This is a genomic window from Burkholderia cenocepacia (assembly GCF_900446215.1).
Classification (GTDB): domain Bacteria; phylum Pseudomonadota; class Gammaproteobacteria; order Burkholderiales; family Burkholderiaceae; genus Burkholderia; species Burkholderia cenocepacia.
Window position 1 is genome coordinate 160,387 of sequence record NZ_UAQZ01000016.1, and the last position, 21,402, is coordinate 181,788.

The 21,402-nt window shown below is 63.0% G+C and carries 20 protein-coding genes and 5 pseudogenes; 13 read left to right on the plus strand and 12 right to left on the minus strand.

From position 1 onward, the window contains the following. Nucleotides 1-140: 140 nt before the first annotated feature. The 3 genes from tnpA (at nt 141) to DTA15_RS32810 (ending at nt 2,181) form a co-directional block, all read left to right on the plus strand. Nucleotides 141-548 (plus strand): IS66-like element accessory protein TnpA, encoded by a 408-nt coding sequence (gene tnpA / locus DTA15_RS32795; RefSeq protein ID WP_012493797.1) that lies wholly within the window; start codon nt 141-143, stop codon nt 546-548. Further along, complete coding sequence (gene tnpB / locus DTA15_RS32800) at nt 545-877, plus strand: IS66 family insertion sequence element accessory protein TnpB (protein WP_006482416.1); 333 nt, start codon at nt 545-547, stop codon at nt 875-877. Before tnpA ends, tnpB begins: the two co-directional genes overlap by 4 nt. Nucleotides 878-1,206: 329 nt before the next feature. Beyond that, nucleotides 1,207-2,181 (plus strand): reverse transcriptase domain-containing protein, encoded by a 975-nt coding sequence (locus DTA15_RS32810; RefSeq protein ID WP_006482424.1) that lies wholly within the window; start codon nt 1,207-1,209, stop codon nt 2,179-2,181. Here the strand turns inward: DTA15_RS32810 and DTA15_RS32815 are convergent. The 5 genes and pseudogenes from DTA15_RS32815 to DTA15_RS32840 form a co-directional block, all read right to left on the minus strand. Next, nucleotides 2,173-3,116 (minus strand): annotated as a pseudogene (locus tag DTA15_RS32815) (IS3-like element ISBcen6 family transposase); the annotation flags it as partial. The gene DTA15_RS32810 and the pseudogene DTA15_RS32815 overlap by 9 nt on opposite strands. Before the next feature lie 214 nt (nt 3,117-3,330). Further along, nucleotides 3,331-4,104 (minus strand): IS21-like element ISBcen13 family helper ATPase IstB, encoded by a 774-nt coding sequence (istB, locus tag DTA15_RS32820; protein ID WP_006482411.1) that lies wholly within the window; start codon nt 4,102-4,104, stop codon nt 3,331-3,333. After that, a complete protein-coding gene (gene istA, locus DTA15_RS32825; RefSeq protein ID WP_006482449.1) occupies nt 4,101-5,129 on the minus strand; it encodes an IS21-like element ISBcen13 family transposase in 1,029 nt (342 codons plus the stop codon). The genes istB and istA overlap by 4 nt, the downstream gene beginning before the upstream one ends. Before the next feature lie 213 nt (nt 5,130-5,342). Then, complete coding sequence (locus DTA15_RS32835) at nt 5,343-6,368, minus strand: IS110-like element ISBcen4 family transposase (protein WP_006482428.1); 1,026 nt, start codon at nt 6,366-6,368, stop codon at nt 5,343-5,345. A 46-nt stretch (nt 6,369-6,414) separates the two neighbouring features. After that, nucleotides 6,415-6,693 (minus strand): annotated as a pseudogene (locus tag DTA15_RS32840) (transposase); the annotation flags it as partial. Nucleotides 6,694-6,787: 94 nt separating this feature from the next. Between DTA15_RS32840 and DTA15_RS32845 the strand changes: the two are divergent. Beyond that, nucleotides 6,788-6,928, plus strand: a pseudogene (locus DTA15_RS32845) (IS110 family transposase); the annotation flags it as partial. A 265-nt stretch (nt 6,929-7,193) separates the two neighbouring features. Further along, a pseudogene (locus DTA15_RS32850) lies at nt 7,194-8,137 on the plus strand (IS3 family transposase); the annotation flags it as partial. Nucleotides 8,138-8,510: 373 nt separating this feature from the next. Here the strand turns inward: DTA15_RS32850 and DTA15_RS32855 are convergent. Continuing rightward, nucleotides 8,511-8,996 carry a hypothetical protein gene (locus tag DTA15_RS32855; RefSeq protein WP_006482390.1) on the minus strand — a complete coding sequence of 162 codons (486 nt, stop codon included), beginning with the start codon at nt 8,994-8,996 and terminating at the stop codon, nt 8,511-8,513. Between the two features lie 122 nt (nt 8,997-9,118). Next, complete coding sequence (locus DTA15_RS32860) at nt 9,119-9,493, minus strand: hypothetical protein (RefSeq protein WP_034178654.1); 375 nt, start codon at nt 9,491-9,493, stop codon at nt 9,119-9,121. Between the two features lie 143 nt (nt 9,494-9,636). On the opposite strand from DTA15_RS32860, the gene DTA15_RS32865 reads away from it, so the two are divergent. Next, nucleotides 9,637-9,987, plus strand: a complete 351-nt coding sequence (locus DTA15_RS32865) for a helix-turn-helix domain-containing protein (protein WP_012493794.1) — start codon at nt 9,637-9,639, stop codon at nt 9,985-9,987. A gap of 1,332 nt (nt 9,988-11,319) precedes the next feature. Here the strand turns inward: DTA15_RS32865 and DTA15_RS39510 are convergent. Beyond that, nucleotides 11,320-12,222 carry a LysR family transcriptional regulator gene (locus DTA15_RS39510; RefSeq protein ID WP_425127196.1) on the minus strand — a complete coding sequence of 301 codons (903 nt, stop codon included), beginning with the start codon at nt 12,220-12,222 and terminating at the stop codon, nt 11,320-11,322. A gap of 98 nt (nt 12,223-12,320) precedes the next feature. Here DTA15_RS39510 and DTA15_RS39290 point away from each other — a divergent pair, with 98 nt between their 5' ends. Together DTA15_RS39290 and DTA15_RS39295 are read left to right on the plus strand one after the other, a co-directional pair. Beyond that, nucleotides 12,321-12,500: a hypothetical protein gene (locus tag DTA15_RS39290; RefSeq protein WP_006482451.1), complete on the plus strand. Its 180-nt coding sequence runs from the start codon at nt 12,321-12,323 to the stop codon at nt 12,498-12,500. Then, nucleotides 12,443-13,831 carry an SDR family NAD(P)-dependent oxidoreductase gene (locus DTA15_RS39295; RefSeq protein WP_227743141.1) on the plus strand — a complete coding sequence of 463 codons (1,389 nt, stop codon included), beginning with the start codon at nt 12,443-12,445 and terminating at the stop codon, nt 13,829-13,831. Before DTA15_RS39290 ends, DTA15_RS39295 begins: the two co-directional genes overlap by 58 nt. Before the next feature lie 185 nt (nt 13,832-14,016). On the opposite strand, the pseudogene DTA15_RS39300 reads toward DTA15_RS39295, so the two are convergent. After that, nucleotides 14,017-14,369: pseudogene (locus DTA15_RS39300) on the minus strand (3-hydroxybutyrate oligomer hydrolase family protein); the annotation flags it as partial. 216 nt (nt 14,370-14,585) lie between these two features. Between DTA15_RS39300 and DTA15_RS32900 the strand changes: the two are divergent. After that, nucleotides 14,586-16,553 (plus strand): acid phosphatase, encoded by a 1,968-nt coding sequence (locus DTA15_RS32900; RefSeq protein ID WP_006482447.1) that lies wholly within the window; start codon nt 14,586-14,588, stop codon nt 16,551-16,553. Nucleotides 16,554-16,781: 228 nt separating this feature from the next. Here the strand turns inward: DTA15_RS32900 and DTA15_RS32905 are convergent, their stop codons facing one another. Then, complete coding sequence (locus tag DTA15_RS32905) at nt 16,782-17,063, minus strand: hypothetical protein (protein ID WP_006482396.1); 282 nt, start codon at nt 17,061-17,063, stop codon at nt 16,782-16,784. Continuing rightward, complete coding sequence (locus tag DTA15_RS32910; RefSeq protein WP_006482445.1) at nt 17,057-17,380, minus strand: hypothetical protein; 324 nt, start codon at nt 17,378-17,380, stop codon at nt 17,057-17,059. The genes DTA15_RS32905 and DTA15_RS32910 overlap by 7 nt, the downstream gene beginning before the upstream one ends. 121 nt (nt 17,381-17,501) lie before the next feature. Between DTA15_RS32910 and DTA15_RS38895 the strand changes: the two genes are divergently transcribed. From DTA15_RS38895 to DTA15_RS32925, 4 genes are all read left to right on the plus strand, one after another. Next, nucleotides 17,502-17,822 (plus strand): hypothetical protein, encoded by a 321-nt coding sequence (locus DTA15_RS38895; RefSeq protein ID WP_143281452.1) that lies wholly within the window; start codon nt 17,502-17,504, stop codon nt 17,820-17,822. A gap of 2 nt (nt 17,823-17,824) precedes the next feature. Further along, entirely contained in the window at nt 17,825-18,142 is a 318-nt protein-coding gene (locus DTA15_RS32915; RefSeq protein WP_006482399.1) for a co-chaperone GroES, read from the plus strand. An 80-nt stretch (nt 18,143-18,222) separates the two neighbouring features. Then, nucleotides 18,223-19,845, plus strand: coding sequence for a chaperonin GroEL (groL, locus tag DTA15_RS32920; RefSeq protein ID WP_006482400.1), 1,623 nt, complete (start codon nt 18,223-18,225; stop codon nt 19,843-19,845). A 118-nt stretch (nt 19,846-19,963) separates the two neighbouring features. Continuing rightward, nucleotides 19,964-20,251: a hypothetical protein gene (locus DTA15_RS32925; RefSeq protein WP_006482419.1), complete on the plus strand. Its 288-nt coding sequence runs from the start codon at nt 19,964-19,966 to the stop codon at nt 20,249-20,251. Nucleotides 20,252-20,345: 94 nt separating this feature from the next. Here DTA15_RS32925 and DTA15_RS32930 read toward each other — a convergent pair whose 3' ends face one another. Beyond that, complete coding sequence (locus tag DTA15_RS32930) at nt 20,346-21,251, minus strand: manganese catalase family protein (protein ID WP_006491398.1); 906 nt, start codon at nt 21,249-21,251, stop codon at nt 20,346-20,348. Nucleotides 21,252-21,402: the final 151 nt, after the last annotated feature.

Consider the following 21,402-nt stretch of genomic DNA (forward strand, 5'->3'; position numbering starts at 1 on the left):
CCCTGAAACGCCGGACACAGTCACCAACTTACAATAACGGGTAGGCATAAGACTGTGTTTTTGACTAACACCGTAAGCGTGTCCCCAGCACCGTCTCGACGATGTGAAAGGAAGTTGCCAGAGTAGTCCCCACCAAAGTAGTGGGGACCAAAGTGGCAACAGATACGCCGAAGAGAACTTCACGCAAAGGCATCCCGAATCACCCGATCGAATTTCGACGGCATCTGGCCAAGCTGGCCTGCGAGCCGGACGTATCGGTGGCGCGTCTGGCGATGGAGCATGGGGTGAATCCGAACCTGGTGTTCAAATGGCGTCGAGCATTGCGTGCCGGCGAATACGATCCGGTGGACTTGCTGCCCGTGACCGTGGAGGCACCGGCGCAAGAGATCGAGCAACCGGCCCCGGCGCCGGTCGCCAGTGCCGCTCCGTCGGGCGCCATCGAGATCAGCGTAGGCAACACCCGAGTGCGCATCGAAGGCTCGCCGCATGAAGCCACGCTGTTGCTGGTGCTCCGTATGTTGCGCGGCACGTCGGGACCGACAGCATGATCGGACTACCCAGCCACACGAAGATCTGGCTGGCCGCCGGCGTGACCGACATGCGCTCGGGCTTCAATAGCTTGGCCGCGAAGGTCCAGACCGTGCTGGAGCGAGACCCGTTCAGCGGCCACGTGTTCGTGTTCCGCGGCAAGCGTGGCGATCTGGTCAAAGTGTTGTGGTGGAGCGGCGACGGCATGTGTCTGCTGATGAAACGTCTGGAGCGCGGTCGGTTCGTGTGGCCACGTGCCGATGGTGGCGTGGTGTGCCTGAGCCAGGCGCAACTGTCGATGCTGCTCGAAGGTATCGACTGGGTGCGACGGGAGACCGTCAAGAGATAGAAGGTGAAAGTCCTTTACGATGAAGAACTAGCGAATCACATCGACCCCGAGTCATGCGGGGGCACTCGCGAGGGTGTCACCGAAGCGTTGACAGGGGCGCACGTAGGCCAGCCATTGAGCGACGAAAGACTTCCCAATCGGAGTGCTGATGCTTTCCAGTCAGCAGAAGGCAATACGTCCCGCCGCGATATCGCGAGTGGCGGGCGGCTCCGCGTCGTCTGTAGACCCTGGCATGCGTGTACGTCTCTTGAGCGGGAACCGCGAGATCTCCGGACCGCCCTCGCCAGCCGGGCGACGGGCCGCATGGTGAAGGCTGGGAGCCGTAGACCATGATGCACGGTCCGGAGAAGTCAGACTCGCTCATAGTACCGAGGAAGCCGGCGAACAAAGCGGCGTCAGCCGTGGCGGAGCTGGTGGAGGGAAGGAGCGGGACCGAAGGGAATGCGATGATGCAAAGCATGGTCCGGACGCAGAGCCGGGAAGCCGTGTCACAGGCGCAGAGTCGCATACGGGAAGCTGTCAACAGAAACAGGAAGGAGAAACTGACAGCGCTCCTGCATCACATCGACGTTGATATCCTGCGCGCGGGCTTCCTGTCGTTAAAGAAGAGCGCGTCAGCAGGCGTTGACCAGATGATGTGGGGAATGTACGAGGCAGCATTGGAAGAGAATCTCCTGTGCCTGCATCGACGGCTCCACACAGGAGCATACCGAGCGTTGCCTTCGCGGCGGGTGTACATACCCAAAGCAGATGGCAAACAACGGCCGCTCGGCATCGCCGCCATGGAAGACAAAATCGTCCAGGCGGCGACGGTCATGATCCTCACGCCGATATACGAGGCGGAGTTTCTGGGTTTTAGCTATGGATTCCGGCCCAGACGCAGCCAGCATGATGCGTTGGATGCTCTGGCGTACGGAATCAAGGGACGCAATATCTGGTGGATCCTCGATGCTGATATTAGCCGCTTCTTTGACACGATCAACCACGAATGGCTGGTCCGGTTTCTGGAGCACCGTATCGGCGACCGAAGGATCATCCGCCTGATCCAGAAATGGCTCAAGGCGGGCGTGCTGGAACAGGGCGAGCGGATCGATACGTTGCAGGGGACACCGCAGGGAGCGGTAATATCGCCGCTGCTTGCGAATATCTATCTGCATTACGTGTACGATCTGTGGGTCCAGTCGTGGCGGAAACGTCATGCGAGTGCCGACATGATCGTCGTCCGCTACGCGGACGACACCATTGTTGGTTTCCAGTATGTATCTGGAGTTGACCCTGTAATACCGGACACAGCCTCACACTAAGGTTGCTGAATCCATCGAGCGCCGGAACTCGCGAGGCGAGCGGTATTTCAGCGCGCTATGGGGACGCTTCTCGTTGTAATGCTCGAACGCGATGGCCAAGTTGCGTGCAGCAGTCGCTGCGTCCGGCTTCGGCATGAAGGCGACGTAGTCGCGTTTCATCGTCTTCACGAAGCTCTCGGCCATCCCGTTACTTTGCGGGCTGCATACCGGCGTGGTCAATGGCTTCAGGCCGATGGCCACTGCGAACCGACGCGTGTCGTCGGCCGTGTAGCCCGAACCGTTGTCGCTCAGCCACTCGATTTCGGACGGCGTATGCAGCTCGATGCCAAACCGATTTTCCACTGCAGCCAGCATCACGTCGCGCACGATGTCGCCGCTGTGGCCTGCCGTCGTAGCCGCCCAGCTCATCGCTTCACGGTCACAGCAATCCAGCGCGAACGTTACGCGCAGCGGCTCGCCGTTGTCGCAGCGGAACTCGAAGCCGTCCGAGCACCATCGCTGATTGCTGCGCTCGACGGCTACCTTGCCGTCGTGTCGACGTTGGGGCCGAGGTGGAATCGGTCGGCGCTGCATCAGCAGCCCATGTGTGCGCATGACGCGATAGATTCGCTTGGCATTAAACGGCGCCAGTCCGACCGCAACGCGCTCGTTACGCAAGATGCCCCAAACCCGGCGATAGCCATAGCTGGGCAAATCGCCAATGACCCGGCGGATCTCCTCGACCGCGGCCGCGTCGTCACTCTGCCTCGATTGACGGCCATCGCGCCACGTCGCCGGACGCGACAGTCGTGCCGATACGTTCGAGCGCGACACGCCGAGAACTTCACAAACCAGTTTCACTGGTCGTCCTCCGGCAGCGAGGGCGAGTGCGCTATCCATTTTTTTGCCCGGCCGTACTCGACTGCTTCGCGGAGAATCTCGTGCTCCATGGTCTTTATATGGACGCCTCCGGCTTGCCAAGGTTTGTTGCTCTGTCGAACAGATACAGGCTGCGGTTTTATATCCGGCCCATGCAGGTCGAAGCCCGCTGGCCCCAATGGAATCCGCTGACTCATGCCTCATTTTTGCCACGGACCGTGATGTTGTCAAACGCATTTGAAATCTGAGCCACTTCGCGCCTGATCGCGCAAAGTAAAACTGAGCCAGTCGTTACTTCTTCGATGACGAGACGTGACCGGCTTGACGTTGCTGTCTCAGTCTGTAGCTGTCTCCTTTGATCTGGATGATGTGGGCATGGTGCAGGATGCGGTCGAGCATCGCTGCAGTCAGTGTGGTGTTGCCACCGAAGGTCTCGTCCCACTGCGCAAACGGCAGGTTGCTGGTCAGGATCATTGAACCGCGCTCGTAGCGTTTGGCGACGATCTGGAAGAAGTGGCTGGCCTGATCTCCCGAGAGTGGCAGATAGCCAATCTCGTCGACGATGAGCAACCTCGGGCCGAGAATGTTGTGTCGAAGTACGGCGTCGTATCGCTCCTGTCGGCGTGCGGCCTCGAGCTGCAACATTAGATCCGCCGCCGTAATGAACTTCGTCTTGATGCCGGCCTGCGTTGCAGCGTATCCGATCGCTATCGCGAGATGCGTCTTGCCCACGCCTGACGGGCCAAGCAACACGGCGTTCTCGCCCCGTTCGATGAAGCGCAGGGTGGCGAGCTCGTCGATCGTCTTGCGCGGGGCCCCGACGGCGAAGCTGTAGTCGTAGTCATCCAGTGTCTTGAGAGCGGGGAACCCCGCCATGCGCACCAGTGTTTGCCGCGAACGAACTTGCCGCGTCTCTCGTTCGTGCGCGAGCGCGTTCTCGAGGAAATCGAGGAAACTCCATTGTTTGGCCGCCGCGTCGCTGGCCAGAGCGACGTATCGGTGCATGAGCCCCTCGAGCTTCAAACTCTGGCAGTGCCCGTCGATGCGTTCCTGCTGCAAGTTCATGCGCGCACCTCGGTCAGTAATTGCTGGTAGACGGACAACGGGTGCTGGATCGACATTGCTGGATCAACGCGTGGCCGAGCGACGGCACGAGCCGGCAATCGGGGCACCGCGTAACCCGGCATATCGCGCAAGCAAGCCCGTTCGCGTTGCTCCAACAGAATCGCGGGTGCCAGCCCTGTAACCGGATGCACTCGCTGGTTAGCCACGTCGCGCAGCCATTTACTCACCTCGACGTTCGCAGTCACGGCATCGAGCATCAAGCCGGATTGCTTGAGCCGGCTCGCCAGCGGCACATAGAAATTGCCACGCAGGTAGCGGTGGAATCGCTCGACCTTGCCTTTGGTTTGCGCGCGGTACGGTTGGCACAGTCTGGGTAGGAAGCCGTACCGCTTGGCCAGATCGAGCATGCCGGCGTGCCAGCGGTGTTGACCGTCGCCATATGCATCGCGCTCGACAACGATAGTCTTGGCGTTGTCGTAAAGGATCTCGCGAGGAACGCCACCCAAGGCTTCGAACAGCGCATGATGACAGGCGACCAGCGTCTCGGCGCGTTCATCGGTGGTGAAGCGTGCCCAGCGCCACCGACTAAACCCGAGCGTGGCGGTGAAGGCGTAAAGCGGGTCGGTGCCTCGGCGGAAGACCACGAAATCGCACTGCATCTGCCGGCCAGGCTCGGTCTCGAACCTCACGACCGGGTCTGGCTTGGGCACGGACTTATGCGCGTTCATGAAAGCCTGCAGGCTTCGCAGTTGGCCCTCGTAGCCGCGCGCACGCAGCTCGCGCAGCAGCGCCGGCGCAGCGATGATCTCGGGTGCTGCGGCGCTCATGCGATCGAGGATGTACGCCTCGAACGCTCCGAGCTTGGTTGGCCGCGGTTCACGCGGCTTGTAGCGCGGCACGTCCTCGGCCGACAGGTACCGCGCCACCGTGTTGCGAGAAATACCCAGGCGCCGCGCGATCTCGCGCTCCGATACGCCTTGGGCTTTGAGCACATGGATTTGCATCCACTGTTCCTTCTGGAGCATCGCCAGCCTTTGCGCGCAAAAGGCTGACTGTACTGAAAGGTGGCTCAGATTTACTTCGCGCGAAGTGGCTCATTATTACTTTGCGCCCAACAATGTCCAGAAGACGATGCAGGTTTGATGAGTCCCGGTCTTACCTGTTTGCCATTACAACACTACCTTGCGCAACCTTGGACTACAGATCGGTGATAGAACGCGATACGATCTCGACACACATCATGCTGCAGTAACTGGAGGCGGATAGCTCTCGCAGTATGAGCGGCCATGAGCTAGCAGAGCCCAGATCGTCCGCGCGATCTTGTTGGCCAGTGCAACGACTACGACATTGAGCGGACGCCGCATGCTCAACTGCACTGCCCAGGAACCCGGGTCTTTTGCGTGCTTCATGACGGACCGTGCGCCATGAATCATCAGCGTGCGCAGGTATCGATCGCCTCTCTTGCTGATGCCGAGCAGCCGGACCTTGCCACCAGTTCCAAACTGCGCAGGGACGAGACCCAGCCATGCTGCAAATTCGCGGCCGGACCGAAACGCTTTGGGATCGCCCATAGCTGCTACGGCAGCAGTGGCGGTCAGGAACCCAACACCGGGGATTTCGGCAATCGTTCTGCAGGCCGGGTTTTCATGCAGCCACGCGCGGAGTCGCTGCTCGATGAGGGTTATCTGCTTGTCGATGTCGACAAGGCGTTGCCACTGTTCCCGCAGGGAATCGATCAAGACTCGCGGCAGGCGCAATTCGAGGCGTAGCAGCAGGTCGGGCATGGCGCGATTCATTGCTGCGCGTCCCACGCCCATGACCTCTCCGTACTCGCCGAGCAAGCCTCTCAGGCAGTTAGATTGAGAGCGCCGAAATATAACCAACTGCTGTCGAATACGATGCAGTGCCAGAACCGCTTGCTGGGCCTCGGTCTTCACCGGGACGGCTTTCACGCCCGGGTGTCGTGCAGCTGCCCAGATTGCGCGCGCATCGGCGACATCGTTCTTGTTTCCTGTCACGAACGCTTTGACCAGTTTGCCTGGCATCAATTTGACCTGATGGCCGAGCTCGGTGAGACGGCGTGCCCAGTGCTGTGAGCCTCCGCAGGCCTCCATGCCGATGAGACAGGGCTCACGATTGGCGAAGTGCTCGAGAAAATCACTGCGGCGGAGCTGCCGGTCGAACACCTCGCCGGTGTCCGCAGCGATCCAGTGCAGTTGGAAGACCCGCTTGGCGATGTCTACGCCTACGACTGTCGGTTCCATTTGCGTTCTCCTGGTTGAACGACGCCTCATTATGCGATGAGGAGGCGTCCATACCATTTTTGCCGAGCATCCGTTGCAGCTCACGAATCTGCTTGAGTGCATCGGCCAGTTCCGAGGCCGGGACTACTTCCTCGCCGGCCTTGACCGCTGACAGGCTCCCATCCTGGTACAGCTTGCGCCAGTGGAACAGTTGGTTCGGATTCACGCCGTGCTGGCGCGCGACCATCGAAACCGATTTCCCCGGCTCGAAACTCTCGCGAACCATCGCCAGCTTCTGCTCCGCCGTCCAGCGCCGCCGACGCTCAGGGCCCGTCAACACTTCCATCACTTCCTGCCTGGTGTTAGTCAAAAACACAGTCTTATGCCTACCCGCTAGTTTAAGTGAGAGGCTATGTCCGGTGTTTCAGGGGCTGCTCCAGGCAGTGCAGTTGAGCATGCGGCGTCCGCTCAATGTCGTAGTCGTTGCACTGGCCAACAAGATCGCGCGGACGATCTGGGCTCTGCTAGCTCATGGCCGCTCATACTGCGAGAGCTATCCGCCTCCAGTTACTGCAGCATGATGTGTGTCGAGATCGTATCGCGTTCTATCACCGATCTGTAGTCCAAGGTTGCGCAAGGTAGTGTTGTAATGGCAAACAGGTAAGACCGGGACTCATCAAACCTGCATCGTCTTCTGGACATCACGGTCCGTGGCAAAAATGAGGCATGAGTCAGCGGATTCCATTGGGGCCAGCGGGCTTCGACCTGCATGGGCCGGATATAAAACCGCAGCCTGTATCTGTTCGACAGAGCAACAAACCTTGGCAAGCCGGAGGCGTCCATATAAAGACCATGGAGCACGAGATTCTCCGCGAAGCAGTCGAGTACGGCCGGGCAAAAAAATGGATAGCGCACTCGCCCTCGCTGCCGGAGGACGACCAGTGAAACTGGTTTGTGAAGTTCTCAGCGTGTCGCGCTCGAACGTATCGGCACGAGTGTCGCGTCCGGCGACGTGGCGCGATGGCCGTCAATCGAGGCAGACTGACGACGCGGCCGCGGTCGAGGAAATCCGCCGGGTCATCGGCGATTTGCCCAGCTATGGCTATCGCCGGGTTTGGGGCATATTGCGCAACGAGCGCGTCGCGGTAGGGCTGGTGCCGTTTAATGCCAAGCGAATCTATCGCGTCATGCGCACACATGGGCTGCTGATGCAGCGCCGACCGATTCCACCTCGGCCCCAACGTCGACACGACGGCAAGGTGGCCGTCGCGCGCAGCAATCAACGATGGTGCTCGGACGGCTTCGAGTTCCGCTGCGACAATGGCGAGCCGCTGCGCGTAACGTTCGCGCTGGATTGCTGTGACCGTGAGGCGATGAGCTGGGCGGCCACGACGGCAGGCCACAGCGGCGACATCGTGCGCGACGTGATGCTGGCTGCAGTGGAAAATCGGTTTGGCAACGAACTGCATACCCCGTCCGAAATCGAGTGGCTGAGCGACAACGGTTCGGGCTACACGGCCGACGACACGCGCCGGTTCGCAGTGGCCATCGGCCTGAAGCCATTGACCACGCCGGTATGCAGCCCGCAAAGTAACGGGATGGCCGAGAGCTTCGTGAAAACGATGAAACGCGACTACGTCGCCTTCATGCCGAAACCGGACGCAGCGACTGCTGCACGCAACTTGGCCATCGCGTTCGAGCATTACAACGAGAAGCATCCCCATAGCGCGCTGAAATACCGCTCGCCTCGCGAGTTCCGGCGCTCGATGGATTCAGCAACCTTAGTGTGATGTCGTGTCCGGTATTACAGGGTCAACTCCAGTGTGCAGGGATGTCTTCTTAGAAAATTAACAGTGAGTAAAAAGCCCATCGGTATTCGACGCGGCGTCGCATACACCACGCACATTATAGTCCCGCGAGGGCACTCGATCGGTCGCGCTATTGTTCAGCTCGTGGGCTTGGCGGGCGACCAGAATTCGGTGAGCCTGTGGGTGGCGCGGCGGGTGGGACGCTGCCAACGAGGCAATTTAATTAGGAACACTGAATTTTACATAATTAACACTCTCGTCGGAAGCGCTTGTAGTGGCTAAGTTGAAACGTCCACTTCTCGTTTATCAGGGACGGACCGGCTTCGCCGCCGGCGTAGAACCGGTCCGTCACTCGTCACTCTCGTCTTTCTGTCTTAATTGAAAGGCGGCCGACCCGGTTGCCACGTTTGGTGTGATCGCCGTGGGCTGTCGCATCTAGATGGACCCAGAAAATGTAATCAAAACCCCGTTCCTCGAGGCGCTCGAACTGTTCCTCAGCTGCGGCAAGCTTCAGCAGGCATTGGGCTTGCCAATCCAACCCGACCACGAACCATTTCCACGAATTGTTCCATCCGCGCCACAGGATGGCGCCGGCGCTGCAATGATCGTGTGCAAACTTCTGGATCCGTCTGTCGACCACTTTTGCATCGTCACGCGAAATGGAGCCAGATAGGCGGATCGAGACTGTGCTCGCCGCATCGTCACGCGCGAGATAAACGTCGGCAATGCCGCCCAAGTGCCGGCGAACGCTTTCGAGATGTTCGAGCTCCATATCTGCATCCACTGGCATCGCGCCGCACAATACATATTCGCCCTTGTCTAGGGCATCTTCGATCTCCATGATTGTCACTCCATTGATGTTTCGCCGGACAGGTCAAGCGGCTGGCTCGATGCTCCGGCGTGGGACACTCGGCCAGCGGCCACGCAACGGCGTGCTGCCGTGCTGGGCATTCGGCAGAAAAGTCAGGAGTCGCCATCCCCTGTCGATGCGCAACGTTCTAGTCTGCGTGTCCAGTTGATCGAATCTCGGGAGAGGTCGATATGGCGGTCAAGGCCGAGCGGCAAGAATGAAACGTCGCCGGCCCAGTTCCTTGTGAAAATTGCAGCGGCGCTCCCATGTTTCTGCGCAAAGTCGGCAAGCACTTGCTCGACTGCAAACCATTCGTTCGGTAATAGTGCGCCGGCGAGGCAGATGACTAGACAGCGCGCCACGGTGTCGGTGGCAAAATAAAAGTCAGCATCAACGTGTTCGGTCAACTTGTTGGCGAGGTTCTCGGCGTGCGCATGGCGAAATTGGGCACGGACCGGTAGCGCGCCACGGAGTATGTAGTTGGCCATGGTTTCCTCCGGACCGATTCTCCGCTCGCGTGAGTAGAGCGCAGTGGCGCCTCGCTCGACAGCGTGCGGTAACATCGAGAAGTCAAATGGTATGACGAGATTAGTACTCGTTTGTACCTATGTCAACCAGCAAAACATGACAAATGGATGATTTTCCGACACGCCTCAAGCAGGAACGCAAGCGCATGCGCTTGACTCAGCCCGAATTCGCAGAGCTGGGTGGGGTTCATAAGCAGGCCCAGTTTCATTACGAGCGAGGGACCCGCCGACCGAACTCCAATTACCTCGTCGGGCTGGCGTCTGCCGGCGTGGATGTGTACTACCTGCTTACTGGGCGGGTTGCGACGCTTGCATCGACCGTCGAGGAACAGCAGATCTTGTCTCGATACAGGGCTCTCGACGCAGATCAGCGCATTGCAGTGCTGGCGCTTATAGACACCATGGGTGTATCAACACACCGTACGAAACAGAACGGTGAGTCGAAGGGCGGCTAAGACGGCCGACGACGAGACGCGCGACCTGTAGATGAGATCGGGCCCCACTAAGGCCGATGACTCTCCTGCTGAAGCAAGCCGCGTCAACGGTCCTCCCCAGGAACGACGACTGGCTTTTTTGACGCAACCGTCCGCCACCGCGCACCGCTATGATGGTGGCGGGTCTCGTTGGATGTAGACGCCTTCGGTGGCGGTACTTCATCCGATGGCGCGGGCCCGATGTATTTCCTAATGTGTGCCGCTGGCCATTGACATACGTTATCAGAGGGGTGATCCGGCTATTGCAAGACTGAGGTACAGCCGGACAGTAGCGGAACTTCCACTGGTCGCGGTGCAGCTTTCCGTCGCTCGAACTCTTATTCCGGGCAGTTCAGACGTGCATGGTGCCCAAAACCGACGCGAACCTATCCTGCTATCACTTTTGCAATGCCGTTTTTCCAGTGCTTCGACCGATGCTTTCGTGAGGTCCGCGCGTGGAGTCTGCGAGGTCGTCCATGCCTTTTCGTTAGCCACCGGCAGAACGTCTGCTCGCGTCTTCCGTCGGTGCAGACGCTTGGTCGAGTTAAATTTGCGAGGTCGGCACTGCTAGTTCGTTCCCTTTGGCGCTACGGTTCATGCGTTCCAGGCCACGAGTCTCAGAAGGGCGCTTCCTTGCGTCGCTTCCATCCGCAGTCACAGTTGGGCCGATCGCAGCCAGATGTCGACTCACTCCCGCACCTCGGTTTGCGATGAACGGTTGATCGGTCGTGGTCGTAAAGTTAGCCGGTGTTAGCTGAGCAGTTGGGCGGCGCGGACCAGCGCCTGCATTGCGCACACGAGGCGGCTGGCGCCAAGGAGTAGCGAGCTTTGCCCGAAGTAGTCCTGATGCGCCACGGGACCGACGTACCGGTTGACGATCCCGTTCTGAGCGAGGAAATGCGATGTATCCAAGAGCAATCCCCAGCCGTTGCCCGTATTGCGGCCGCCCCGCATTGTGCAATGCGAGCAAAGGCATGTGACGTGGACACTGCAAGAACGGCACGGTGCGATAGAAGGGCGGACGGTGATTTTCGCGTGCGCGAAATCGGGAAGCGACATGTGGAGCAACCGTAGCCCATTGTGCCGCGAGGCGGAGGCTCAGGCTCTCGAATTAGTCTGGGCGAAGTGCCCACGCGCTGCGTCGGCCTATGTCGACGACGGTGCGATCGTTTATGACGAAGCCACTGGAACAATATTTGGCGCATGCTTGCGCCGGGGATTGGGCCGTCGAAGCTGCGTGGCAAGACGCGGCTTTGAAGGTGCCGTGTGTAGATTATTGGGGCTATCCTGACGACCATCGCGGGAGCGTCCGCGTTACGCGGCACGCGTCAACCGCAAGCAGCGGACGGCGCCTGCCATTGCCGCATATAATCGATCAACGCACGCAGCTTCGGCACCATGTTGCGCCGCTGCGGAAAGCAGAGAAAGAAGCCTGAAAACGGTGGCAGGAATGCCTCCAGCAGCGGCACGAGCGAGCCGTCGTCGAAATGTGCGCGCAGGCAATCCTCGGGCGCGAACGTGATGCCGGCGCCCGCCAGCGCAAGACGCAGCATCAGGCGCAAATCGTTCGTCGTCAGTTGCGGCTCGACCGCGACGTCGAACGGGCAGCCGTCTTCCACGAACTCCCAGCGGTAAGGCGTCAGCTCTGGCGACAGCCGCCAGCTGATACAGCAGTGCCGGACGAGCTCGTCGGGGTGACCGGGCGCGCCGTACTTTTCGACGTAACCGGGCGGCCGCCGCGCGTTCGCGTTGCTCGCCGCCCAGCGGCACGGCAATCATGTCCTTCTCGATGACCTGTCCCAACCGGATCCCGGCATCGAATCCGCGCTCGACGATATCGAATTCTTCGTCCGTGACGGTCACGTCGGGATAACGCTCCGCAAAGCTCGCCAGCAACGGGCCCAACAGGAAGGGCTCGGCAATCGACGTGGCCGTGAGCCGAAGGTGGCCGCGCGGCGCGTCGCTCGTGCCCGTTGCATCGAGCGCGCTGCTGATGTCGACGAGCGGCCCCTCCAGCGACTGCACCAACTGCGTACCCGCGTCGGTCAGTTGAACCGACCGCGTGGTGCGCACCACCAGCGCGACGCCGAGCGTGTCCTTGAGCCGCCGGATATCCTGGCTGACTGCGGAACGGGTGACGCCCATCCGGTCGGCCGCCGCGCGGAACTTCCGTTCCTTGGCGACGGCGAGGAGCAGCGGCGGAAGATTCGGGTTCATATCATTGTCCAGTGATGCTAACGAGCCCATTCAGTATTCACCATCTACAAGCGACAGAGAAGTGGCGATATCGTCCTGTCATCGAAACAGGAGGTGTCATGGACAAAGTCATTCTCATCAAGGGCGCATCGAGCGGAATCGGCGAAGGCATCGCACGCGCGCTGGCCGCACCGGGCGCGAAGTTCATGCTGGGGCGCGGCGCACGGACCGGCTCGATGGCATCGCGCGCGATCTCCGGGTGGCGGGCACTGCAGTCGAAACCTGCGCGCTCGACGTGACCGACCGCCACTCGGCGCAAGCGTTTGCTGATGCGGCGCTGGACGCGCGGAGGCAGATCGACGTACTGGTGAACAACGCGGGCGTCATGCCGCTGTCGCCGCTCGTCGCCGGCCATCACGACGAATGGAACCGCATGATCGACGTCAACCTCAAGGGCGTCTTGTGGAACGTCGCGGCCGTGCTGTCGCACATGGACTGCGCGGCGCCGAGCAGATTGCCAACATCGCTTCGATCGGCGCGCTGTCGGTTGTGCGGCCGTCTACTGCGCGACGAAGTTCGCGGTGCGCGCGTTGTCGGACGGTCCGCGTCAGGAGCATCCGGCGCTGCGGATCACCTGCGTCAATCCCGGTGTGGTCGAAAGCGAACTGGCCGACACGATCACCCACGCACCGACCCAAGCGTTCATGCGCGAGTATCGCGCGATCGCGCTGCAACCGGCGGATATCGGGCGCGTGGTGCGCCACGTGATCGAGTCGCCGGCGAGCGTCAGCATGAACGAACCCACGGTCCGGCCGACGGGCCAGACCAGCTGAAGCGCCATTTCCTCGAGGAGCAACCGATGAACGATCGATCTCCCGCGTGGCTCATTTCCGGTGCATCGCCCGGCCTCGCCATGCGCTCGCCGAAGCCGTGCTCGACCGTGGCTGGCGCACGGTGGTCACCGCACGCCGGCCCGACAGCCTGTCGGATCTCACGCGCCGGTACGGCGCGCGCGTTGCCGCTGCCGCTCGACATCGCCGCCCCGGCTTCGATCGCTAGCGCCGTGCTCGTCAACAGCGCCGGCTACGGCTATCTTGCCGCGATCGAGGAAGGCGAGGACCGCGAGATCCGCGCGCAGTTCGAGGTTAACGTGTTCGGCCTCAACGCGCTGACGCAGCGGATTCTTCCCGGTATGCGGCAGCAGCGCCGCGGCCACATCTTCAACATGTCGTCGCTCGGCGGGCTCGTCGCGTTCGCCGCGACCGGCTACTACCACGCGACGAAATTCGCGGTCGAGGCGCTGTCCGAATCGCTGTCTCATGAAGTTTCGCCGCTCGGCATTCGCGTGACGATCGGTGAGCCGGGCGCGTTTCGTACCGACTGGTCGGGGCGGTCGATGGTCGAATCCGCGACGCGGATCGACGACTACACGGAAACGGCGGGAAAGCGCCGCGCTGAAGGACGCGCTGGCGCGGCTCGATGCGTTGCGCGACAACTTCGGCGCATGGGTGGAGACGACGAAGCGCGCAGATTTTCCGGACTAGGGACGATTTGCTGCCGCCGGCGCGACGAGAGCGGCACGCAGCGCGCGATGCCGGATCCGAATCGACCGCGATGGGCGCCGGATTGATGCTCAGGGTTGTCGCGCACGCGCGCCCGAGCGAGCGCGCACGCTGTTTCGCGGCATCGTGCCGCGCGTCTATCGGCTCGGCTGAGACCTGCGCCGGCGAGGATGCCGGATCGAACCCGTACCGGTCGCCTGTGCGTTGCATCCCGGGGGATGCGCGACAGGCGGCCGGCCGCAGCGTTGCCCCGTCAGCGCGGGATATCGACGATGCTGTTCGCGACCTGGATCGCATTCGCGGCGGGCGCGCTTGCGATCGGTGGAGGATTCGCCACGGTGAGTTGCGGCATCTGCCCGGCTACACCACCACGCGGCGCAGTGCAGACCACCTGCGACGGCGGCAACGGCTTCACGCGCGTCAGGTGATCCTCCGGTCGAGCGCCTGCAGATAGTAGTAGCGAACCGGGATGAAGCGCGTATCGAAACCATCCACGGACAGGAATACGTCGAAGTGCTGACCGTTCGTGATTTCGTAGAACGACAACTGGCTGCGTGCAGCGTCGGCGAGGCTGTTCTGCGGAAGGTAGGCGCGCGACGCATGCGAACGGAGCGAACCGGAGCATGGGGCTGGACAACGTCTTTTATTCGAACACGCCGGGTGGTGACGTCGGCCGGGTATCACGTGCTCGGCAACTGTCCGTGATGCGGGACGGTGGCGCGACGTCGCCTTCCCCCGAACTTTCTCGGCTCTTTCTCATATCTTTCACAAACTAACTATATCGTACGCGCTTTCTCGACACTCCACGGGAACCGCCCAGTCATGTCAGCGCATCGCCGGATTGCCTTGCACACCTTCGCTATCGCCGTTTCGGCAGCCTTCGTTGTCGCGGCTTGCGGCGGAGACGACGTCGACAGCAACCAGCCACCGTCGGTTGTCGCGCAACTGCCGGCAGCACCCGCGGACCCCGGTTTCGTGGACAGCGCCCCGGTTCAGGCATCGGTGCCGGCGTTCGTCGACAACGCGGCGACCAACCAGCGCGGCGATGCGCGTTACGCCACGATGAGCACGAACGCCGGCGTGCGCGTCTTGAACGGCTTCCGTGCGCTGTGGCAGCCGCTGACCGACCTCGTCGATGCCGGGACGAGCGCACCTGCGGCCGACGGTTTTCCGGCGGTGGCGCCGTCGCTGTGGACCGGTCTTCCGAACGACGGTACGCCAGGCGGGACGGCGCTGAACCCGGCCGTGCTGAACGCGAATGTCCAGTATGTGGTCGACGCGACGTCGCAGCGTACCGCCGCGCAGGCCGAGGCCGCGTACTACGACGACCGCCGCGGCAAGGGCTATAGCGTGTCGGACGGCATGGGGCCGCTTACCGACGCGTGGCGCGGCGCGGCGCAGCAGACGACGAGCATCACGTCGGTGCCGGCCGACGCGACGACGAAGCTCTACAACGATACGGGCAACAACACCGGCGTCGGCGGCAGCGCGAATGCCGGGTTCGGTTCCGTCGTCGATTTCATCAATACGATGGGAAACAACGGCTCGACGGAGCCGGCGAAACGCTTCTACAAATATGCGCGTCCGTATCGGTGGAGTACGAGCGTCATCGTCGCGCCGACGCTCGTACCGGCAGAAAGCACCACGCCGGCCACGGACGGCGGTTTTCCGAGCGGGCATTCCGCGGAAGGCATGCGTGACGCGCTCGCGATGGCGTACGTGATTCCCGAACGTTTCCAGGAAATGATCAGCCGCGGGCTCGAACTCGGCGAGAACCGCATCCTCGCCGGCATGCATTCGCCGCTCGACGTGATCGGCGGCCGGATACTTGCCCAGGCGGTGGTGGCGGCGAACCTCGTCGATCCGGCCAACGCGACGCTCAAGCAGACGGCCTTCCAGCAGGCGCATGCAACGCTGTATTCGCTGACCCGCACCACGCCGGCCACGTTCCTGGCCGCCGCGCATGCCGGTACGGCGTCGAGCGACCGCTTTGCCGACCCGGCCGCCAATCGGGCCAATTACGCGCGCCGACTCACGTTCGGCTTCGCGCCGATCGGCACCACCACCAACGGCGCAGTCGTGCCGAAGGGGGCCGAAGTGCTGCTCGAGACGCGTCTGCCGTATCTGAGCGCCGACCAGCGACGCGTCGTGCTGAAGACGACGGCGCTGACGTCCGGTTATCCGCTGCTCGACGACGCCGAGGGATGGGGCCGGCTCAACCTGTTCGCCGCCGCGGACGGGTACGCGAATTTTGCCGGCGACGTCAGTGTGACGATGGATGCTTCGCTCGGCGGATTCAATGCAGCCGATACCTGGCGCAACGATATCGGCGGCGACGGCAAGCTGACGTTCGCCGGCACGGGCGCGCTGACGCTTACCGGCGCGAACACCTATCGCGGCGGCACGGAAGTGCGGGGCGGAACGCTCGCGGCGGGATCGCCGCAGGCGTTCGGTGCCGGCGACGTCTATGTCGGCGGCGGCACGGTGGCGATCAAGGCCGCGGCGCGCGCGAACATCAACGGCCGCTACACGCAGTTGAAGGGCGGTACGCTGGAACTCGACCGTGGCGCCGGCGACGCCGGACGACTCGCGGTGGCAGGGATGACGACGCTTGCCGGCGGCACGCTGCACGTCCGGTTCGCCGCGGGTCTCGCGCCGCAGGTCGGTGACGTCGTTTCGCTCGTCGACAGCAGCCAACTTCAGGGGCGCTTCGATTCGGTGGTCGTGGACGGGTACAACGCCACCGCGCTTTACAGCGCATCGGGCATATCGGTTCGTATCGACAAGTAGGGGCGGGCGGCGCATCGATGCAGTGATCCGGACGGCGGTTGTCCGCCGGAGCATGCATCGCGCCTTCGTCGTTGGCCGCGGCTGTCGGCTGCGGGTTCGACGACCGCCGCCAGGGTCGTCGACGAAACGCGAGCTTCAGTATTGGCGGCGCGCTTGCGCGGATACCGCGTGCATTGAGCATGATCACGCACGCACGTCGGTAGCCGCGGCACTGATTCGAACGCCGGGTCACCCGGCGTCGTCCGACAGCGCGACGGGCGCGTCGTATGGATGGTCGCGCGCTGCCGCGGCCTCGTGACGACGCCCGCGGGAAGCGATGTCGGCCCCGAGCGCGTGGAGAATCGATCGGCCCTTCTTCGTCAGGTACGCGCGCCGGCGGCCGGGTGCGCCATGTTCGAGCATGACGAGTTGTCGTTCGAGCAACGCATCAAGTTCGGCGCGGTTCATGTCGAGTTGATCTGGTGCCTGGCACACCAGCATCAGCGTCGCGAATTCATGCGGGCTCAGCATGGCCGCCTCCCGTCGCGCACGAAACCGCCACGCGCGGGCGCAACGCCGAAAAATGAAATGTGGTGCAGCACCCGTCCTGGCGTGGCGACGCGGCGGCGCGGCGGCTTCGGTCGGCCGATCGCGGCGGGTTGGGCCGCGCGACGCAACGCGAATGGCTTGCGCGCGCCGCGTACCCACGCGCCGATCGACGCGAAGCGACCGGTGCCGTTGCGCGCTATCCATAGGCCGGTCGGCAAACCCTTGACGACGCGGGCGACGCGTCGTGGTCGGCGGCCGACCTCCGGCAGCCGATCGAAGATGAAGAAAGGATCGTTCATGATTCGCTCCCGGTTGGACCTCGCACGGAGGACGAACCGGACCACGCGCTCCAGTTCGTCGATCCGCGAAAGATCTCGCTGACAAACAAATCGAAACACGCAGCGCGTAAGCCGCGGCTGCTTGAGCGATACCAAAATAGGATGGGACGCGCGGATTTCAAGCATCGTTGCACGACGATTCGCGCGGCCCGGAGCGGCGGTCGTCGAGGTCGTGTTGCCGCTCGCGACGGAGCGTCGGGAGACAGCCGCCGGTCGTGCGCGCGCCGGTTTCGCGATGAAACATTTTGTTACATATTGGGCGCGCGTCACCCTCTTGAAGCGCGCTCCCCACGCCACTATTTCGCTTTTCGCCAATCGATGGCACGCCGGCGCATCGCGGGCTTTGCGCGTACAGGCGCCGGCGGATTCCCTTTTCCAGGTGATCTCATCGCTCAGGAGATGAAAATGCAGATTCGTCCCCTCTACGACCGGGTTATCGTCAAGCGAATCGAACAGCAGCGGACGACGGCCTCCGGCATCGTGATTCCCGATTCGGCCGCCGAACGGCCCGAGCAGGGTGAAGTGATTGCAGTCGGCAGCGGCCGGCTGCTGCAGGACGGCTCGCAGCGCCCGCTGCAGCTCCAGGTCGGCGACCAGGTTCTCTTCGGCAAATATGCAGGCCAGACCGTGAAGGTGAACGGCGAGGAACTGCTCGTGATGCGCGAAGAGGACGTCATGGGCGTACTCGAACCCGAATCACCGGCCGCCAGGAAAGCGGCCTGAATGCCGATTCGACCGCGTCGCACGGGTGTGTACCCGGTGCGCGCGGCATCCCGTTCAACGACTGTATCCGGAGCAACAAAATGACTGCAAAAGACGTGAAATTCCGCGACGGCGCGCGCCAGCAGATCGTCAAGGGCGTGAACGTGCTGGCCGATGCGGTGAAGGTGACGCTCGGTCCGAAGGGCCGCAACGTCGTGATCGAGCGCGGCTTCGGCGCGCCCGTGATCACGAAGGACGGCGTGTCGGTCGCGAAGGAAATCGAGCTGAAGGACCGCTTCGAGAACATGGGCGCGCAGATCGTCAAGCAGGTCGCGTCGAAGACGGCCGACGTGGCCGGCGACGGGACCACCACCGCCACCGTGCTCGCGCAGGCGATCGTGCAGGAAGGCATGAAGCACGTCGCGGCCGGCATGAACCCGATGGATCTGAAGCGCGGCATCGACAAGGCCGTCGGCGCGGTACTCGACGAGTTGCGCAAGCTGTCCCGACCGATTTCGACCCACAAGGAAATCGCGCAGGTCGGCGCGATTTCCGCGAACTCGGACGACGCGATCGGCAAGATCATCGCCGATGCGATGGAGAAGGTCGGCAAGGACGGCGTGATCACCGTCGAGGACGGCAAGTCGATGGAGAACGAACTCGACGTGGTCGAGGGCATGCAGTTCGATCGCGGTTACGTGAGCCCGTATTTCATCAACGATCCCGCCAAGCAGGCTGCCTATCTCGACGATGCGCTGATTCTGCTGCATGACAAGAAGATCTCCAGTGTCCGCGATCTGCTGCCGATCCTCGAAGCGGCGTCCAAGGCCGGCAAGCCGCTGCTGATCGTCGCCGAGGACGTCGAGGCCGAAGCGCTCGCGACACTCGTCGTGAATTCGATGCGCGGCATCCTGAAGGTCGCCGCCGTCAAGGCGCCGGGCTTCGGCGACCGGCGCAAGGCGATGCTGGAAGATCTCGCGATCCTGACCGGCGCGACGGTCATCTCGGAGGAAACCGGCAAGCAGCTCGACAAGGCCACGCTGGAGGATCTTGGCAGTGCGAAGCGCGTCGAGGTGCGCAAGGACGATACGATCATCATCGACGGCGCAGGCGATGCGGCGCGCATCGACGCGCGCGTGAAGGCGATTCGCGCGCAGATCGACGAAGCGACGAGCGACTACGATCGCGAGAAGCTGCAGGAGCGTGTCGCGAAGCTCGCGGGCGGCGTGGCGGTGATCAAGGTCGGCGCCGTCACCGAAGTGGAAATGAAGGAGAAGAAGGACCGCGTCGACGATGCGCTGCATGCGACGCGTGCCGCGGTCGAGGAGGGCATCGTGCCGGGCGGTGGCGTCGCGCTGCTGCGTGCGCGCGCGGCGCTGTCCGACATCCGGGGCGCGAATGCGGACCAGGATGCCGGCATCCGGATCGTGCTGCGTGCGCTGGAAGCGCCGCTGCGCGTCATCGCGGCCAACGCGGGCGACGAACCGTCGGTCGTGATCTCGAAGGTGCTCGAAGGCAAAGGGAACTTCGGCTACAACGCGGCGACCGGTGAGTACGGCGATCTGGTCGATGCGGGCGTGGTCGATCCGACCAAGGTCACGCGGACCGCGCTGCAGAACGCGGCATCGATCGCGAGCCTGGTGCTGACGACCGATGCGACCGTCGCGCAAGCGCCGAAAGAGGACGGCGCCGAGCCGGCCGCCGCGCCCGACCTCGGCTACTGACCTGCGTCGCGGGCTCGCCTGCGATCGTCGAACAGCCGCTGGCCGGAGCGGCTTTGCCCGGCGCGCGCGACAGCGGGGGGCGCGTCGCGCCGCTTTTTTCGTGTTTGCGAGACCGACCATGAAACTCGAACTTTCGATCGATTCCAGGCCGCTGCACGTCGAACTTGACGACGTCATCGCCGGCCTGCTCGCCGCGCGGCTCGGCCTGCCGCTCGACGGCGACAATCGCGGCGCGATCGGCCGCTACCTCGGCGACGCGGCCGGGCCGTGGACGCTGGATGACGACCATATGCGCAAGCGCGTGATGCGCCGCCTGATCCTCGACATTGCCGATCCGACGCTGGTCATCCAGTACCTGATGGCCGACCAGGGCGACCAGACCGAGCCCGACGAAGCCGGCGCCTGACGCGCGGCCGCACGTGCGGCGATGCATCCGGCGCGCGCGTCATGTCGCTTCGCCGGCGCGCCGGAATCCCGATCGCGCGCCAGCGCGCCCCTGCTCACGCGCCGTCCGGCTTGCCCGGCTTGCGGCCCTGAGGCGCCGGCGGCCCCGCGCCGAGTTCGGCGCCCGTCACCGGGTCGCTGTTCGGATCGGAGGCGAGTCGCTGCGCCATGGCTTCGATGGCGTCCGCCTGCTGCGCGTCGAGCATGCCTTCCGGAATACCGCTGCCGCCATCGACCGCCGGCTCGCCGGGCCGGATCTCGAGTTCGCCGCCGTGGTTCCACGGTCCGACCAGCGGCGCCGCGTCCGGCTGCATCCGGAAGTACACGTGGTCATACGGCGTCTTGGGCGGCAGCTTGCCCGGCGGGAAATTCGCGGTGATCGCATACAGCGCCTTCTCGAACGACATCTGGTGCGACACCTCGCGCGTCATCAGGAAGCCGAGCGCGTCGCGAATGTCCGGATCGTCGGTGACGTTGATCAGCCGTTCATAGATGATCTTCGCGCGTGCTTCGGCCGCGATGTTCGAGCGCAGGTCGGCGGTCGGCTCGCCGATCGTGTCGATGTACGCGGCCGACCACGGCACGCCGCCCGAATTGGTCAATGGCGCGCCCGCGCCGTACAGCACCTGCGTCACGTGGCTGTCGTTGCCGGCGCCGTGCAGCTTGCGGTACAGCTCCGCCTGTTCGTCGACCGCTTCGGCCAGTTCGCCCTTGGCGCCGCGGTTGAGCATCGCGGCCATCGAGCCGATCACTTCGAGATGGCTCAGCTCCTCGGTGGCGATGTCGAGGAGCATGTCCTTGCGGCCCGGATCTTCCTCGGTGATCGCCTGCGTGAAATAGCGCATCGCGGCGGCAAGTTCGCCCTGCGGGCCGCCGAACTGCTCGAGCAGCAGGTTGGCGAGCCCGGGATTCGGCGCGCCCACGCGCACCGTGTACTGAAGCCGTGTGTTGTGGATGAACATGGCATCTCCGTGGAAAAGGGTTGCGCGACATTCGCCGGCTCGAATCAGCACGATTCGATCCCACGGCCGACGATCCCGGGCATGCGCGATGCTGTCCGGTGCGGGCTGTGCGCGAGCGGCATGCCGCGGGTGACGGCATCGTTCGCTGCAC